The organism is Mesorhizobium salmacidum (SeqCode) (assembly GCF_037179605.1).
Classification (GTDB): Bacteria; Pseudomonadota; Alphaproteobacteria; order Rhizobiales; family Rhizobiaceae; genus Mesorhizobium; species Mesorhizobium salmacidum.
Map to the genome: position 1 here is coordinate 163,144 of NZ_JAPYKS010000014.1, position 14,254 is coordinate 177,397.

At 64.9% G+C, this 14,254-nt stretch carries 12 protein-coding genes and 1 tRNA gene; 8 read left to right on the plus strand and 5 right to left on the minus strand.

Features of this window, described 5'->3' with window-relative positions; all coding sequences use genetic code 11:
• The first annotated feature begins 2 nt into the window (after positions 1 to 2).
• From O7A60_RS19995 to O7A60_RS20005, 3 genes are read left to right on the plus strand one after another with little or no spacing between them, the layout of a single operon-like run.
• Positions 3 to 1,046, plus strand: a complete 1,044-nt coding sequence (locus O7A60_RS19995) for an ImuA family protein (RefSeq protein ID WP_337107697.1) — start codon at positions 3 to 5, stop codon at positions 1,044 to 1,046.
• Complete coding sequence (locus tag O7A60_RS20000; protein WP_337107698.1) at positions 988 to 2,466, plus strand: DUF6504 family protein; 1,479 nt, start codon at positions 988 to 990, stop codon at positions 2,464 to 2,466. Before O7A60_RS19995 ends, O7A60_RS20000 begins: the two co-directional genes overlap by 59 nt.
• A complete protein-coding gene (locus tag O7A60_RS20005) occupies positions 2,463 to 5,789 on the plus strand; it encodes an error-prone DNA polymerase (protein WP_337107699.1) in 3,327 nt (1,108 codons plus the stop codon). The genes O7A60_RS20000 and O7A60_RS20005 overlap by 4 nt, the downstream gene beginning before the upstream one ends.
• 77 nt (positions 5,790 to 5,866) lie before the next feature.
• Here the strand turns inward: O7A60_RS20005 and O7A60_RS20010 are convergent, their stop codons facing one another.
• From O7A60_RS20010 to O7A60_RS20025, 4 genes are all read right to left on the minus strand, one after another.
• Positions 5,867 to 6,118, minus strand: a complete 252-nt coding sequence (locus O7A60_RS20010) for a Trm112 family protein (protein WP_337107700.1) — start codon at positions 6,116 to 6,118, stop codon at positions 5,867 to 5,869.
• Positions 6,119 to 6,153: 35 nt separating this feature from the next.
• Complete coding sequence (locus tag O7A60_RS20015) at positions 6,154 to 6,825, minus strand: LON peptidase substrate-binding domain-containing protein (protein WP_337107701.1); 672 nt, start codon at positions 6,823 to 6,825, stop codon at positions 6,154 to 6,156.
• Between the two features lie 107 nt (positions 6,826 to 6,932).
• On the minus strand, positions 6,933 to 7,940 hold the full coding sequence (gene trxA, locus O7A60_RS20020) for a thioredoxin (protein ID WP_337107702.1): 1,008 nt from the start codon (positions 7,938 to 7,940) through the stop codon (positions 6,933 to 6,935).
• A gap of 84 nt (positions 7,941 to 8,024) precedes the next feature.
• On the minus strand, positions 8,025 to 8,522 hold the full coding sequence (locus O7A60_RS20025) for a prolyl-tRNA synthetase associated domain-containing protein (protein WP_140717896.1): 498 nt from the start codon (positions 8,520 to 8,522) through the stop codon (positions 8,025 to 8,027).
• Positions 8,523 to 8,732: 210 nt separating this feature from the next.
• On the opposite strand from O7A60_RS20025, the gene O7A60_RS20030 reads away from it, so the two are divergent.
• A tRNA-Gly gene (locus O7A60_RS20030) sits at positions 8,733 to 8,807 on the plus strand.
• Between the two features lie 272 nt (positions 8,808 to 9,079).
• Complete coding sequence (locus O7A60_RS20035; protein ID WP_337107703.1) at positions 9,080 to 9,610, plus strand: hypothetical protein; 531 nt, start codon at positions 9,080 to 9,082, stop codon at positions 9,608 to 9,610.
• A gap of 264 nt (positions 9,611 to 9,874) precedes the next feature.
• Here O7A60_RS20035 and O7A60_RS20040 read toward each other — a convergent pair whose 3' ends face one another.
• Positions 9,875 to 10,075 (minus strand): DUF2934 domain-containing protein, encoded by a 201-nt coding sequence (locus tag O7A60_RS20040; RefSeq protein WP_337107704.1) that lies wholly within the window; start codon positions 10,073 to 10,075, stop codon positions 9,875 to 9,877.
• A gap of 286 nt (positions 10,076 to 10,361) precedes the next feature.
• On the opposite strand from O7A60_RS20040, the gene O7A60_RS20045 reads away from it, so the two are divergent.
• The 3 genes from O7A60_RS20045 (at position 10,362) to O7A60_RS20055 (ending at position 14,177) form a co-directional block, all read left to right on the plus strand.
• Positions 10,362 to 11,600: a Xaa-Pro peptidase family protein gene (locus O7A60_RS20045; protein ID WP_337107705.1), complete on the plus strand. Its 1,239-nt coding sequence runs from the start codon at positions 10,362 to 10,364 to the stop codon at positions 11,598 to 11,600.
• 335 nt (positions 11,601 to 11,935) lie between these two features.
• Positions 11,936 to 12,439, plus strand: coding sequence for a hypothetical protein (locus O7A60_RS31980; RefSeq protein ID WP_415926838.1), 504 nt, complete (start codon positions 11,936 to 11,938; stop codon positions 12,437 to 12,439).
• The gene (locus tag O7A60_RS20055; protein WP_337107706.1) at positions 12,396 to 14,177 is read left to right on the plus strand and encodes an NAD(P)/FAD-dependent oxidoreductase; all 1,782 of its coding nucleotides are present in this window, start codon (positions 12,396 to 12,398) and stop codon (positions 14,175 to 14,177) included. Before O7A60_RS31980 ends, O7A60_RS20055 begins: the two co-directional genes overlap by 44 nt.
• Positions 14,178 to 14,254: the final 77 nt, after the last annotated feature.

Genomic DNA, 14,254 nt, shown 5'->3' on the forward strand with positions numbered 1-14,254 from the left:
TCATGGCGATGACCGCCGTGGCGCGGGAGACTGTTTTTGCCCTGCGCCGCCAGATCGCGAAAATAGAGGGAACGCTGCCCGAGCGCCTGCAGGCGCCGGCGGCGGCGACCCTTGATGCCGACGCCGGCAGCGACCTGACGATCGTCCGGCGCGGCCTTGCCGCGGCCTTGCCGGATGCTTTCCTGCCCATCGGCATCGAGCGGCTCGATGCCGCGCTCAGCGGCGGCCTGCCGAAAGCCGCCCTGACCGAAATCCATGGTCTTGAAACCCGCGATGCGGGAGCCGTGGCCGGCTTCGCTCTGTCGCTCGTCAGCCTGATCCTCAACCGGGCGCAGGGGTTGCCCGTCTTATGGGTCGGAACATCGGAAATTTTCCGCGAGGCCGGCTTTCCCTACGCCAGGGGGCTGCATGGCTGCTTCGGCATCGAGCCCGGACAATTGCTGTTTTCCGAGGCGCCCCGGCTTGTCGATGCGCTGTGGGTCGCCGAGGAAGCCGCCAGGATGACCGCGCTTGCCGCCGTTATCCTGGAAATCCGTGGCAATCCGCGGCGGCTCGACCTGACCGCGACACGCCGGCTGCATGCAAGGGCGCAAGCTACCGGCCGGCCGGTGTTCCTGCTGCGGCAGGCGGCCGAGCCGGAGCCGACGGCGGCGCCTGTCCGTCTGATCGCCGCCTCGGCGCCGGCCGTGCCGCGCGCCACGGTCGCCGGGCCGCTCGCCGGCTCGATCGGCCACCCCGCCTTCACCATCAGCATCGGCAAGAGCCGCACGGCCCTGCCTGGACAATTCACACTGGAGTGGAACCCCGATGAACGCGGATTCGAGGAAAGAAGGGGCGAGGAAAGACGCGGTGGAGGAAGCGAATGGGCAGAGAATCCTGTCCCTGTGGTTTCCCTATCTCGCGACCGAAAGGATCCTGCGGCAGCGTCTGGGGAAATCCTGGCGTTCCCGGCCGTCGGATCATCCGCGGCCATCTCACCCACCGCTCGTGATCAGCCACCGCCAGGGCAACGCGCAGCGCATCTCGGCCCTCGACGAGCGGGCTGAGGCGCTGCACCTGAAGCCTGACATGGGGATTGCCGATGCGCGCGCCATGCATCCGTCGATCGACATCGTCGAAGCCGATCCGGAGGCCGACCGGCGCCTGCTCGAGGGCCTTGCCGACTGGTGCGACCGCTACACGCCTCTGGTCGCGCTGGACAGCATCGACGGCCTGTTCCTCGACGTCACCGGCTGCACCCATCTGTTCGGCGGTGAACGCGCCATGCTGGACGAGATCCTGTCGCGCTTTTTTCACCAGGGGTTCGACGTCCGCGCCGGGCTTGCCGGTACGCCCGGGGCGGCCTGGGCGGCGGCACGCTTTTGCGGCGACCGCATCGTTGTATCGGGCGAGGAGGAAGCCTTGCTTGCCCCCTTGCCGCTGGCCGCCCTCCGCATAGCGCCGGAAACCCGGACCAGCCTGGAAAGTGTGGGGCTGCGCACGGCGGGCGCCGTCATGGCCGCGCCGCGCGCGCCGCTCGCCCGCCGCTTCGGCGCTTTGCTGCTCCAGCGCCTCGACCAGGCGCTCGGCCGTCTCGACGAAGCGATCTCACCGCGCCTTCCCGTCGCGCCGCTTTCGGTCGAACGCCATCTCGCTGAGCCCGTCACGCTGACGGAGGAGATAGAAAGGCTGGTGGGCATGCTGGCGACGACCTTGAAGACCGACCTCGAACGCCGCGGCGAAGGCGCCCGGACGCTGGCGCTGCTGCTCTTTCGCGTCGACGGCGCCGTCAGCCGCATCGCCCTCGGCACCTCGCGGCCGATGCGCGAACCCTTGCTGATCCGGAAATTGTTCCATGAAAGGCTGGCCGCGCTCGAGCAGCATATCGATGCCGGCTATGGCTTCGACCTTGTGCGCCTCTCGGTGCTGGCCGTCGCCGCTTTCGACACGCAGCAGACCGATCTGACCGGTGAAGCGGTGGATGACGGCGCCGACATCGCCCTGTTCGCCGACCGTATCCGCGCCCGCCTCGGCGAGGGCGCGGTTCTGCAGCCGGTTCCTGTGGAAAGCCATCTCCCCGAACGCGCCGTCGCCATCGTCCCCTTCAGTGAGGCGCCGCGCCGGACCACGCCACCGAAGAAGCCGGACAGGATGCAGGCGCCGATGACCATCTTCCCGCCGGAACGGCCGATCCGGCTGTTCCGCGCGCCCGAGCCCATCGATGTGCCGGCCACCGAAATGCCGGAGGGGCCGCCGCTGCATTTTCGTTGGCGCCGTGCGCTTTACCGCGTTACCCGTGCCGAGGGTCCGGAGCGCATCGCCGCCGAATGGTGGCGCGAGGCGCCAGGCGACCCGGCGGCATCGACACGCGACTATTTCCGCATCGAGGATGCCGATGGCCGCCGCTACTGGCTCTACCGGCAAGGCCTGTACGGCGGCGTCTCGCAGATTCCGCCGCGCTGGTTCATGCACGGGGTCTTCGCATGAACGCGCTGACCGTCATCCCCTATGCCGAGTTCGGCATCCAGTCGAACTTCTCCTTCCTGCGCGGCGCCTCCAAACCCGAGGAACTGGTGGTCGCGGCCAAGCTCATGGGCTTCTCCGCGATCGGGCTCGCCGACCGCAACAGCGTGGCCGGCGTGGTGCGCGCCTGGCAGCAGGCCAAGGTCGAAAAGCTTGCCTATCACCCCGGCTGCCGGCTGGTTTTTGGTGACGGCACGCCGGACATTCTCGCCTATCCCAGGGACCGCAAGGGCTGGGGGCATCTGTGCCGCATGCTCACCCAGGCCAATCTGCGCGACGAGACCGAAAAGGGCGCCACCCTGCTCCGGCGCGACGACCTGCTCGAATGGGGCGACCGGATGTCGCTGGCGGTCCTGCCCGATCTGGCGGCCGGCGCGCAGGACAGCCTGGCTTTGCTCCGCCAACTCCAGGACCGCTTCGGCAAGGCCCTGCGGCTCGGCGTCTCACCCTGTTATGCCGGCCATGATCGCTTCAGGATCGAGCAGGCGGCGGCGTTTGCCGAGAGTGCCGGCATACCGCTGATGGCGACCAACGATGTGCTCTATCACACGGCCGAACGCCGCCCGCTGCAGGACGTGCTGACCGCGATCCGCCTCAATGTTCCGGTCGCCGAGGTGGGGCTGGAACTGACCGCCAATGCCGAACGCCATTTGAAGCCGCCGCTGGAAATGGCGCGCCTGTTCCGCAGGCACCCGCAAGCGCTGGCGGAGACGCTGCGTTTCGGGGAAGAGCTGACCTTCTCGCTCAGCGACCTCCAGTACAATTATCCGGACGAGCCGACGGAATCGGGCCTCGGCCCGCAGGCGGAGCTGGAAAGGTTGGCAAGGGAGGGAGCGGTCAACCGCTACCCGGCAGGTGTGCCTGAATCCGTGACCAAGCGCATCGAGGAAGAGCTCGCTCTGATCGAGCGCCTCAACTATGCCCGTTACTTCCTGACCGTCTACGACATCGTCAAGTTCGCGCGCAGCAAGGATATTCTCTGCCAGGGGCGTGGGTCGGCCGCCAACTCGGTCGTCTGTTTCTGCATCGGCATCACCGAAGTGGGGCCGGAAAAGATCAATTCGCTTTTCGAGCGCTTCATTTCCGAGGAAAGGAACGAACCGCCTGATATCGACGTCGATTTCGAGCACGAAAAGCGCGAAACCGTCATCCAGTACATCTACGAGAAATACAGCTCCAAGCGTACCGCCCTTGCCGCCGCCGTCATCAGCTATCGCGGCCGTTCGGCGCTGCGCGAAGTGTCGAAGGCGATGGGCCTGTCGGAGGATGTCCGGGCGTCGCTTTCCGGCTCGATCTGGGGCTGGTCGACCTCGGAACTCGGCGAGAAGGAGGCGAGGGCCGGCGGCCTCGACCGCGGCGACCCCCTATCGCGGCATGTGATGGAACGCGCCAACGAGATCATGGGTTTTCCCCGCCATCTCTCCCAGCATGTCGGCGGCTTCGTCATCACCAGGGACCGGCTCGACGAGATCGTGCCCATCGTCAAGACGGCGATGGACGAGCGCAAGATGGTCGAATGGGACAAGGACGATCTGGACTCGGTGAAGATCCTGAAAGTGGATGTGCTGGCGCTCGGTATGCTGACCTGCCTGCAACGCGCCTTCACCCTGCTCACGGACCATTATCCGAAGGCGCGAGACGAATTTGGCCGGCCCTATGTGCTGGCCACTCTCCCGGCGGAGAACCAACGTGTCTACGACATGATCTGCCGTGCCGATACGCTCGGCGTCTTCCAGATCGAATCGCGCGCGCAGATGTCGATGCTGCCGCGTCTCAAGCCGCGCGAATTCTACGACCTCGTCATCGAGGTGGCGATCGTACGCCCCGGCCCTATCCAGGGCGACATGGTCCACCCTTATCTGCGTCGCCGGCAAGGCAAGGAAGCGGCCGAGTATCAAAAACCGGAGCTGGAAGCGATCCTCGGCAAGACGCTTGGCGTGCCCCTGTTTCAGGAACAGGCGATGAATATCGCGATCGTCGCCGGCGGTTTCAAACCGGGCGAGGCCGACGAATTGCGCCGCGCCATGGCCACCTTCAAGCGCACCGGCACCATCGGCAATTACCGCCAGCGCATGATCGACGGCATGGTCGGCAAGGGCTACACGAAGGATTTCGCCGAGCGCTGCTTCAAGCAGATCGAGGGTTTTGGCGAATACGGCTTTCCCGAAAGCCACGCCGCCTCCTTCGCGCTGCTCGTCTACGCCTCCTGCTGGTTCAAGACCTTCTATCCCGACGTGTTCTGCGCCGCGATCCTGAACTCGCAGCCGATGGGCTTCTATCAGCCGGCGCAGCTGGTGCGCGACGCCCGCGACCATGGCGTCGACATCCGCGAGGTCGACGTCAATTTCTCCGTCTGGGACTGCACTTTGGAAAAGGCGCCTTTCGACCCGGCCCGTATCCAGCCGCGCCATGCCGACATGCGCGGTGTCATCGAGACAAGCCATGCGCTGCGGCTCGGCTTCAGGCAGGTCAAGGGACTTTCCAAGGAACGCATGGAGGCTTTCGTCGAGCGGCGCGGCGCCGGCTACTCGACCGTCCGGGATGTCTGGCTGCGCTCCGGCCTCAATGTCGACGAGATCGAGAAATTGGCGCAGGCCGACGCCTTTCGGTCCATCGGCCTCGACCGCCGCGCGGCACTTTGGGAGGTCCGCGCGCTCGACGGCAAGAGTGCCACCGAGAAGCTGCCGCTGTTCGACCAGCCGGCGCTCGGCCTGCGCGAGCTGGAGCCGCGGACGAAGCTGCCGAAAATGCCGCTCGGCGAGCATGTCATCCACGATTACCGCTCGCTCGGCCTGTCGCTGAAGGCGCATCCGGTCGCCTTCCTGCGCGAACGGCTCGACCGCGCCGGCGTCACCCCCAATGCCAGCCTGCCGTCCGTGCGCGACGGCAGGTGGGTCTCCGTTGCCGGTCTGGTGCTGGTGCGCCAGCGCCCCGGCAAGGGCAACGCGATCTTTCTCACGCTGGAAGACGACAAGGCCGTCGCCAATGTCATCTTCTGGGAAAGAACTTTTACCCGCTTCCGGCCCATCGTCATGGGCGCGCGCTTCGTCAAGGTCAGCGGAAAACTTCAGTCGGAATCAGGTGTCGTCCACATCGTCGCCGAGAAGATCGAGGACCTGACGCCCTGGCTGACCGTGCTCTTGGAAAAGGTCAGTGCGGCCGCACCGTCAAATGCCGATCCCTCGGGCAGCACCAGCCAACCCGCAACACCGAAAATCGGACAGGACCTCGCTATGCTGTCGGAAGAGGCGGAAAGGGTCATGCCCAAAGGGCGTAATTTTCAGTAGGCGCGAGCCGGGCCCCTCATCATCAAACGCTGGCGGGCCAGCGCCGTAGAACGCCAACCTCAATGTCCGGCCACACTCTATGACGCTGAACTGCCCGGCCCGCCCAGCTTTGGCGGCGACAGCACATCTTCGGCCGAGATGGTCCGCGCTTCCGAGGGAAGCATGATCGGGATGCCGTCGCGCACGGGATAAGCGAGCTTGGCGACCCGCGAGACCAGCTCGCCACGTTCGGGGTCCCAGGCCAGCGGCCCCTTGGTCAGCGGGCAGGCCAAGAGTTCCAGCAGCTTCGGGTCGACATTGGTCTTCTTTCCATCACGCCCATCCGCCATTGCGTCCCCTTTCCAGCCTCAGGCCTGCGTTCACCTCACTGCAGGCTCGAGCCAAAATCCTCATTCTCGCGCGCCAGCGTCATCTCGGTGATGGCGATCAGCGTCTCGGCCCGCGTCTTCAGGTCCGCGGCCTCGAGCAATGCCTGCTTCTCGGCCGGTCCGTACGGCGCCATCATCGACAGCGCGTTGACCAGCATGGCGTTTTCGGCGCGGCTGACGCTTTCCCAGTCGGCTTCCAGATCATTGGCCTGCAGATAGGCGCGAAAGGCCCGCAGCAGCGCCGGCCGGTCGATTTCATCAGCCGCCTGCTCCTCGTCGAGATCGGCGAGGAAGGGCGCCGGTTTGCACTGGCGGAACGGCGTCTTGACCGTCAGCTCGTGGGTGATGCGGAACCGGCACACGCCTTGCAGCGAGATCAGGTAGCGGCCGTCGCCGGTCTCCGAAAAAGCGATGATGCGGCCGATGCAGCCGACATTGCAAAGTTCCGGCTCGCCATCCTCGCGCAAGGCGCCATTGAGGCCGGGCTGGATGATGCCGATGACGCGCGAGCCGGCGACCGCCTCGTCCACCATCTGCAGGTAGCGCGGCTCGAAGATGTTGAGCGGCATGCGGCCGCCCGGCAGCAGGAGCGCGCCCTCGAGCGGAAAAATCGGGATCGTCGGCGGCAAATCCTTGGCGAGCCGGTAATGCGCGTTTCCCGCTTGCACCTCGTTCCTCCCGATCGCTTCCATTGCGAAGCGTGAACCTGCCCTGTCCTATCTGGCGCTCAGGCCCGACGCCACAAGCCCGTGCGACAAAACAACCGATAACCGGCTCAGGAAAACAGCAACGCCGACAATTTGCGGCGCGCGGCAAGCGTCGCCTCGTCGGTCATGCCCCAGGCCTCGAACAGCTGCAGCAACTGCGTCCTGGCGCCATCCTCGTTCCAACTCCGGTCGGCCTTGATGATGGCCAGCAGGTTGTCGGCGGCTGCCGTGCGATCGCCCTTGGCGTTCTGGATCATGGCCAGATCGAAACGCGCCTGATGGTCGGTGGGGTTTTCGGCCAAGCGCCGTTCGAGCTCGGCCGGATTGCCCAACGCCGCCGCCTGCGCGGCCAGCGCAATCTTGGCACGCAGGGCAGCCAGCGGCGGTGCATCCTTCTTGGCCTCCGGCGCCGTTGCCAGGAGCGCCTCGGCACCCTCTGTGTCGCCGGTCTCGAACAACAGGTCGCCCAGCCCGCCAATAGCCTCGACCGTCTCCGGCGCCTGCGCCAGGATGGCGTCATAGATGTCGGCGGCTGCCTGCATGTCGCCGGCATCGCGGGCCTCGGTTGCCGCGGCCAGGGCCTCGGCCACCGGCGGCGCGCCATTGCCCTTGCCGCCCACCTTGGTGATCAACTCGTTGATCTGGCTCTCGGGGATGGCGCCCATGAAGCCGTCGACCGGCTGGCCGTCCTTGAAGGCGATCACAGCCGGAATCGACTGAATGCCGAGCTGGCCGGCGATCGAGGGATGGTCGTCGATGTTCATCTTGACCAGCTTGACCCTGCCGCCGGCGGCCTTGACCGCCTTTTCCAGCTGCGGGGTGAGCTGCTTGCAAGGTCCGCACCATGGCGCCCAGAAATCGACCAGCACCGGCTGACGGCGCGATTCCTGGATGACGTCGGCGGCGAAGGCGGCGGTCGTCGTGTCCTTGATGACATCGCCGCCGGCAGGGCCCGCGGGCGCATCGCCAAGCGCGGCCTTCGCCGGCGCCGGCGCCGTTCCGCCATACTGGACCGTGGTGGCATACTGGCCGCCAGTGTTTCCGAATGATCCGCCAAACGGATTGTTTTCGCTCATCTCGTCACCCTTTCGGTCGCGCCCCCGGCCAGCGGCTCGGCGCCATGTCTCAATTGGAAATCGGCTTCGCCATCCATGTGGCGATCATGCCGAGACTTTCAAGATAGCAGCATCGTGCCCGGTTGCCTCGACGAATCTGATGAGGTCGGCCGCCGCGATCGATGTCGTCGCCTCATTGGTCAGTGGATGCGCGTTGATCACGGCATGGTCCATCAAATCCTTGTCGAGCACCAGCTTGACCCTGTTTTCCCTGTCGTTGATGACGCCGAAGACGGTGACCGCGCCCGGCGTGACGCCCAAAAGCTCCATCAGCATCTCCGGCTTGCCGAAGGAAACCCGGCCGGCGGCGCCGATCGACTGGTGGATCTGCTTGAGATCGACGACCGCGTCCTCGCCGACGGTGACCAGGAAGAAATTGTCCTTCTTGTCCTTCAGGAATAGGTTCTTGGTGTGCCCGCCGGCGATTTCGCCGCGCAGCGCCTGCGAATCGGCCACCGTATAGAGCGGCGGATGGCGTATCGTCGAAACGGCGATGCCGAGTTCGGCAAGAAAGGCCATCAGTTCAGCTTCGGTCTTCGGCATCGATCTTCTTCTCGTCCGTTTCTTGGCCCTGCCGTTTACGGCCAATGCGGCGGCCGACACAAGACCGTCGCGCAAGGAGCGATGAAATCGGCGCGTCGCGGACGGTTTGCCGGCATCGTTCGAGAGTTGCAAAAAGCCTGCTATTTCCCTGTTGCAATCGCCGCGCTCTTCAGCCATATAGGCCCGGCTTGCGGCCAAGACGCCGTGTGAGCGGGTGTAGCTCAGGGGTAGAGCACAACCTTGCCAAGGTTGGGGTCGAGCGTTCGAATCGCTTCACCCGCTCCAGTTTCCTCCCAGGGAATCAAGCATCGAAAAGCCGCGGTTCGCCGCGGCTTTTCGTTTCCTAGGGCACAGCTACCTCAGGGCCTGCGAAAAGGCCGTGGTCACCGCCCGGTTACCAATTTGCGGATTCGGCGTAGCGCGCAATCGTAGCGTCGAGGTGTGCGGCAGTGCAGTACCTCCAGGCAGAACGGGCAAGCGCTGGCCATCATAGAGCCATGGCAAAGCAGTGAACGTTCTTTATCTGATGCTTAACGTGACAACGCTATCATGAATAGATGACGGTTACCTCCGACGAGACGACACCATCGCTGCAACCAATAGACTGGGATGCAATTTTCTCCGAGGTGAATTCCTGGCGTGGTGCCTGTATTCACCATTTCTCAATGGTCGAAACGGCCGTGACCGAGACACTGCTTTTGTTGAACGCCACGGCACAGGGCGAGATCGCAGTGCGCTTGCGACATCTCATCGGGCAAAGATTTGAAGATTTGCTAGCAGCAATCAGCCCAGGCGGTCCATTTGAGGAGGTGGGCCGGCATGCCCTTGCCGAACTTTCACAGTATCGCGAAACGCATGAGACCTTCCGCGCCTTGCTGTGTCACGGGATGATCAAGGTGACGGTCGAGCATAATGGCCAATGGATTCTACTCATTCGGTCGTTATCAATCCGCTCGCGTCAGCCCGACCGCACCACACTGGCACTAGAACAGTCCGAGGCCGAAGACAGACTGGCTGCGCTGAAACGCGACGGGAAGAAACTCTCGTCGGTCCTTGGCCAGCTTCGTAAGATGGTGGCCACGATTTAAGTTTATCCGGCCCATTGGCTGCACGCAGTTCGTGGATCGCTGAAGCCTGAAATAGCGGTGTCGCTGGGCTGCGCAGCGGCATTCAGAATTCGAACAGCGGTCCCGTACCAGTCCCTTTCCCGCGCGTCTCCCGTTCGCGGTCTTCGGATACTTGACGCCACATTTCGTAGGTGGAGGAGATGCTGCGGCCCAAACCCAGCCCGACAATCCCCCGGGAATAACATGGAATCGCAGGAAGCTCGCCTCCCGCCAGGCAGCCGCGTGTCAGTGTTTGGCACCCGACGTGTCGCCGGCGGCATCCGCACCAGCCTGCTGTCGTCCGGCGGTTAGTTTGCCGGACTCGAACTCCTCGACCGCCTTGTCCCAGCAGGCCTTTTCACGGTGGGGCATCAGGCCTTCCCGTTCCCAAAGTTCGTGGGCCCGCTTCCTGATATGCGCGACACGTTCTTCTTGGCTGATCACCATGGCCGTATTCCTCTGGATTTCCTGAGGAAGCAACCGGACAGCGCCTGAAATGTTCCAACCGGATCTCGTCGACCTCGGCCAAGTCGAACAATTCATCCAGGACCGCGATTCGATGCGCTTGTTGCCTTCAGGCACTCTTCGCCCGCTCCGCCTTGCGCACCGACGCCTGATGCACCAGCAAGGTCCAGCTGTTGGTCGAGGCGAGGTGGCAATATCATCGAGCAACCAGCTTGATTGTCGGCACCCGCAGTGCTCCGTTGCCGATTGGGGCATACGGAGACGTTTCATGACGGGTTTTGTCGACCGCCAGCGCGCCACGCATTTGATGCAACGCGCCGGCATAGCGGCGCTGGTGCTCTGCGCGCCCGAGGCCTTCCACTATGCGACCGGCGCGTCGATCGGCCCGGCCGGCCTGTTCCGGCGCGCCGGCGCCGGCTTCGTCGTCATCCCGGCCAGACAGGACCTGCCGATCGGCGTCGTGGTCGCGGACTTCAACGCGGCGCAACTGCGGACCGCCGCGCCCGAGATGGTTGTGCGTTCGCACCCGATCTGGATCGAGTCCGCGCCGGTCGAGACAGGACCTGCCGGGCTGGCGGAGCGCATCGAGGCCGGTCTGGCCTCGCTCGACCGCGCGCCGGATTTCTCGCGTCCCGCCACCTTCGACCTCGCCGGCTCGGTGCGCCAGCTGCAAGCCATGCTCATCGATTTCGGGCTGGAGCGCGCCACGCTCGGCCTCGACCTCGACTTCATTCCCGCCGCCGACCTTGCCGCCATCCAGGCGCTGCTGCCGGATTGCCCTGGTGCCGACGGGTCGCCCGTGCTGGACCGGCTGCGCGCCGTCAAGTCGCAGCGCGAGATCGACCTCCTGCAGCAAGGCATCATCTTGTCCGAAGCCGGGCTGGAGCGGCTGCAGGTCGATGCCATGGCCGGCATGCGCCAGGGCGACCTCGTCGCGCTCTACCGGCAAGGCGTCGCCACGGCGGCGGCCGGCTTGTCTCATCCGGTCATCACCGCCGAATATGTGACGCTCGGCGCCCGGGCCAAAGGCGCCGACGCCAGGGCCGTTGCTGGCGATCCGCTGAAATGCGACATGGTCTGCACGGTCGGCGGCTACGCCTCCGACATGTCGCGCAACTTCACCTTCGGCCCGCCCCCGGCGGATCAAGCGGAGCTGCACGCCATTGCCGAGCGCGCCTTCGAGGATGGCCTGGCCGAGCTTGTCCCCGGAAACACGCTCGCCCATGTCCACCGCGTCGCCACCGAAAGCCTGGCGCGGCAAGGGCTGCGCTCCTACCGCCGCGGCCATTTCGGCCACGGCGTCGGCCAGTCGGTCTTTTCGGAACAATGGCCGTTCATCGCCGCCGACAGCGATATCGCGATCGAGGCCGGCATGGTGCTGGCCTTCGAGATCCCGCTCTACATCGACGGCCTCGCCAGCTTCAATCTCGAGGACCAGTTCCTGATCACGCCGGATGGACCGGTAGTGATGAACCGGCTGCCGAGGCGGCTGGAGGTGATTGGATAGGAAGGCAGGGGTTGGCGCGCTTGCGTTGCCCATTGCGAGGCACCACTCTACGGCGCCCCCCTCTGCCCTGCCGGGCATCTCCCCCTCAAGGGGGGAGATTGGCAGTTTCGGCGCCGGCTTCTCTTCTTGCAGCGTCGAAAATTGGCGAAGGCGGTCGTGACAAGCAATCTCCCCCCTTGAGGGGGAGATGTCCGGCAGGACAGAGGGGGGCGCCACGGAACTCGGCGGTGATGCCTGGGCACGCATCGGCTGCAACGGTGCCGGGGTGCAAGGAACGACAGCGTACAGACATGATAAGAAATCGGGTCGAAAGCGGGCTAGGGAAGATCGACTTCATGACCGGAGCTGCCAGACATCCGATTGCCGTGCCCGAATATGCCGACACGTTGAAGCCGACCGCCTCGCGCTTCGCCTTCCTGGCAATGATCGACGTCTTGGCGGTAGCCTCGGCCTACAAGCTCGACGGCTCGGCCCACGAGACGGTCCGCCGCATCAAATACAACGCCCAGATCCACCGTACGGGAAGGAAATGGAGCCGTTGGGAGATTGAGAGGCGGGCGCGGCGCCTCTTCCTTCCCCCCTTGTGGGGGAAGGTGGATCGGCGCGACAGCGCCGAGACGGATGAGGGGTGTTCCAGCGGAGTGAGACGCAGGCTTTCCCTGGAGCACCCCTCATCCGTCGCCTTCGGCGACACCTTCTCCCACAAGGGGAGAAGGAAGAAGAAAGAGGGAAGAGGGAAGAGGGAAGAGGGAGGAGGGAAGAGGGAAGAGGGAAGAGGGAAGAGGGAAGAGACAGATGCTCGAAATGTCACCATCCAAACAGGCGGCCGCTTGGCTTGATTCCTTTTCGCAGGCGCTTGAATCCGGCGACGTATCGGCCGCAAGCAACCTGTTCGTCGACGATTGCTACTGGCGCGACCTGCTGACCTTCACCTGGAACATCACCACCATGGAAGGCCGCGACGCCATCGCCGATATGCTGAAGTCGACGCTGGCGACGACCAGGCCCGCCGCATGGCAGCTTTCCGGCGAAGCGACCTCGGATGAAGGCACGATCGAGGCCTGGTTCACCTTCGAAACGGCGGCGGCCACGGGACAAGGCATCATGCGCCTGCGCGATGGCCGCTGCCGCACGCTGTTCACGGCGATGACCGACCTGAAAGGGTTCGAGGAGCGCAAGGGCGCGGCGCGGCCGCTCGGCGTGCGCCACAAAGCCGACCCGGAACGCGAAACCTGGTCGGAAGCGCGGGCGCGCGAGACGCGCGAGCTTGGCGTCTCCGAGCAACCCTATTGCCTGGTCATCGGCGGCGGCCAGGGCGGCATCATGCTCGGCGCACGGCTGCGTCAGCTCGGCGTGCCCACCATCGTCATCGAGAAGAACGAACGGCCAGGCGATTCCTGGCGCAACCGCTACCGCACGCTCGTGCTGCACGATCCGGTCTGGTACGACCATCTGCCCTACATTCCGTTCCCCGACAATTGGCCCGTCTTCACGCCCAAGGACAAGATGGGCGACTGGCTGGAAATGTACACGCGCGTCATGGAGCTGAATTACTGGGGCGCCACCAGGTGCCTCAGCGCCAGTTACGACGAGGCGGAGAAAGAATGGACCGTGGTGGTCGACCGCGTCGGCCAGCGCACCACGCTGAAGCCGAAGCACCTTGTCTTCGCCACCGGCGCCTACGGTCCGCCGCGCAAGATCGAGCTGCCCGGCGCGGACCAGTTCGAGGGTGAGTTGCTGCATTCCAGCCAGTATGCCAGCGGCGAGAAATTCCGCGGCAAAAAGGTCGCCGTCATCGGTGCGGCCAGTTCCGGGCACGATGTCTGCGTCGACCTCTGGGAAAGCGGCGCCGACGTCACCATGATCCAGCGTTCGCCGACCACCGTGGTGAAGTCGGACACGCTGATGCAGGTCGGCTTCGAGATCTTCTCCGAGGATGCGCTGGCGCGCGGCATCACCACGGAAAAGGCCGACATGATCGTCGCCTCGACGCCGTTCGCGCTGGTGCCCAAGGGCCAGCGCGCGCTCTACGACGTCATCCGCGCGCGCGACGCCGCTTTCTACGAGCGTCTCGCCGCGTCCGGCTTCGCGCTGGATTTCGGCGACGACGAGACCGGCCTTTTGATGAAGGCCTACCGCACCGGCTCGGGCTATTACATCGATGTCGGCGCGTCCGACCTGATCATCGATGGCAAGATCGGCATCCGCAGCGGCGTCGCGATAAAATCGCTGACAGCCAAAGGCATCCTGTTCGAGGACGGCAGCGAGATCGAGGCCGATGCCATCATCGCCTGCACCGGCTACCAGTCGATGAACGAGAACGTGGCGGCTCTCGTCTCGCGCGAGGTCGCCGACAAGGTCGGCCCGTGCTGGGGCCTCGGCTCCGGCGTCAAGGGCGACCCCGGCCCCTGGCAAGGCGAATTGCGCAACATGTGGAAACCGACGGCGCAGGAAGCATTATGGTTCCACGGCGGCAATCTGGCCCTGTCGCGGTTCTATTCGAAATATGTAGCGCTGCAGATCAAGGCGCGGATGGAAGGGATCGAGACGCCGGTGTACGGGGCGTCGGGCCTCTAGCTTCTTCCTTCTCCCCTTGTGGGAGAAGGTGGATCGGCGCGCAGCGCCGAGACGGATGAGCGACTATCTGAGGTGTC

What these genes read in the sequence shown, in the direction of transcription:
- O7A60_RS19995 (WP_337107697.1), top strand. Translation starts at nt 3, where the DNA reads ATGGCGATGACCGCCGTGGCGCGGGAGACTGTTTTTGCCCTGCGCCGC.
- O7A60_RS20005 (WP_337107699.1), top strand. Translation starts at nt 2,463, where the DNA reads ATGAACGCGCTGACCGTCATCCCCTATGCCGAGTTCGGCATCCAGTCG.
- O7A60_RS20010 (WP_337107700.1), bottom strand. Translation starts at nt 6,118, where the DNA reads ATGGCGGATGGGCGTGATGGAAAGAAGACCAATGTCGACCCGAAGCTG.
- trxA (WP_337107702.1), bottom strand. Translation starts at nt 7,940, where the DNA reads ATGAGCGAAAACAATCCGTTTGGCGGATCATTCGGAAACACTGGCGGC.
- O7A60_RS20025 (WP_140717896.1), bottom strand. Translation starts at nt 8,522, where the DNA reads ATGCCGAAGACCGAAGCTGAACTGATGGCCTTTCTTGCCGAACTCGGC.
- O7A60_RS20035 (WP_337107703.1), top strand. Translation starts at nt 9,080, where the DNA reads ATGACGGTTACCTCCGACGAGACGACACCATCGCTGCAACCAATAGAC.
- O7A60_RS20040 (WP_337107704.1), bottom strand. Translation starts at nt 10,075, where the DNA reads ATGGTGATCAGCCAAGAAGAACGTGTCGCGCATATCAGGAAGCGGGCC.
- O7A60_RS20045 (WP_337107705.1), top strand. Translation starts at nt 10,362, where the DNA reads ATGACGGGTTTTGTCGACCGCCAGCGCGCCACGCATTTGATGCAACGC.
- O7A60_RS31980 (WP_415926838.1), top strand. Translation starts at nt 11,936, where the DNA reads ATGACCGGAGCTGCCAGACATCCGATTGCCGTGCCCGAATATGCCGAC.
- O7A60_RS20055 (WP_337107706.1), top strand. Translation starts at nt 12,396, where the DNA reads ATGCTCGAAATGTCACCATCCAAACAGGCGGCCGCTTGGCTTGATTCC.